Annotated in this window: 1 protein-coding gene; it reads left to right on the top strand. The window is 58.3% G+C overall.

Going from position 1 to position 1,338, the window contains the following annotated elements:
- Positions 1-1,338 (top strand): amino acid adenylation domain-containing protein (locus IT781_RS21830; RefSeq protein ID WP_194972278.1); only part of this gene is annotated, 1,338 nt, incomplete at both ends.

The following is a 1,338-nucleotide window of genomic DNA, read 5'->3' as shown; positions in this document are numbered from 1 at the left end:
GCCTGCCGATGCTCAGCGAAGCCGAGCGCCGCCAGGTGCTGTACGGCTGGAACGCCACCCAGGCCGACTATCCCCGCGACCGCTGCGTCCATGAACTGTTCGAGGCGCAGGTTGCCCAAAGTCCCGAGGCCGATGCCGTGATATGGGACGGCGGAAGGTTGAGCTACGCCGAGTTGAACACCCGGGCCAACCGTCTGGCGCACCATTTGCACAATTCAGGCGTAGCGGCTGGCGATTTCATCCCGGTCGTTATGGCACGCAGTGTGGAGATGCTGGTGGCGCAACTGGCCGTACTTAAGAGCGGCTGTGCCTACGTACCGATCGATCCCGAGTTTCCGGCGGATCGGCAGGCGTTCATGATTCAGGATTGTCAGGCCAGGCAGGTGATCGTTGCGCAAAACAGCGAAGCGGGCCAGAACTGGCCAGGCGTGCAGGTGCTTGACCTGGCGCAGGCAAATGAAGCCATCGCCAGTTGCTCATCGGCCGATTTACACCTGCAACTAGCTGCCGATACGCCGGCGTACATCATGTATACCTCGGGATCGACCGGTGTGCCCAAAGGCGTGATTATTCCGCATCGCGCGATCAATCGGCTGGTTATCAACAATGGCTATCTGCAGATTGAGCCGACAGACTGTATCGCACACTGCAGCAACCCTGCTTTCGATGCCTCGACTTTTGAAATCTGGGGAGCTTTATTAAACGGTGCGCGCATACTGATTCTTCCGCAATCCGCCGTGCTTGAATCGACAATGTTCGCCCGTCTGCTGACCGAGCATGCCGTGACGAGCATGTTTTTGACAACAGCGTTGTTTAATCAATACGCCGTTATCTTGCCTGAGGTTCTGGGGCAGTTAAAACACGTGCTCTTTGGTGGCGAGAGATCTTCGCCGCTTATTGTGAAGCAGTTCCTGGACAGCCAGCCTCAATGCCATGTGATTCATGTCTACGGCCCGACCGAAACCACGACCTTTGCGACATCCTATTCAGTTGAAGCCATCGCCGAGCAGGCCGATAGCATTCCCATTGGCCGTCCGATTTCTAACACCCAGATCTACATTCTGGATTCTCAACAGCAGCCGGTGCCGATCGGTGTGGCCGGCGAGATCTATATCGGGGGACCGGGCGTAGCGCAGGGCTACCTGAACCGGCCCGAGCTGACCGCCGAGCGCTTTATCGCCGATCCTTTCGGCGGAGAGCCGGGGGCACAGCTTTACAAAACGGGTGATTTGGGCCGTTGGCGTGTCGATGGCAACATCGACTTCCTGGACCGCAACGACTTTCAGGTCAAGATCCGCGGCTTCCGCATCGAGCTGGGCGAGATCGAGGCCCGGCTGG

It is taken from the genome of Methylobacter sp. BlB1 (genome assembly GCF_015476545.1).
GTDB lineage: Bacteria > Pseudomonadota > Gammaproteobacteria > Methylococcales > Methylomonadaceae > Methylobacter.
The sequence above is the reverse complement of the archived record's forward strand: the minus strand, read 5'-3'. Positions and strand labels throughout refer to the sequence as shown.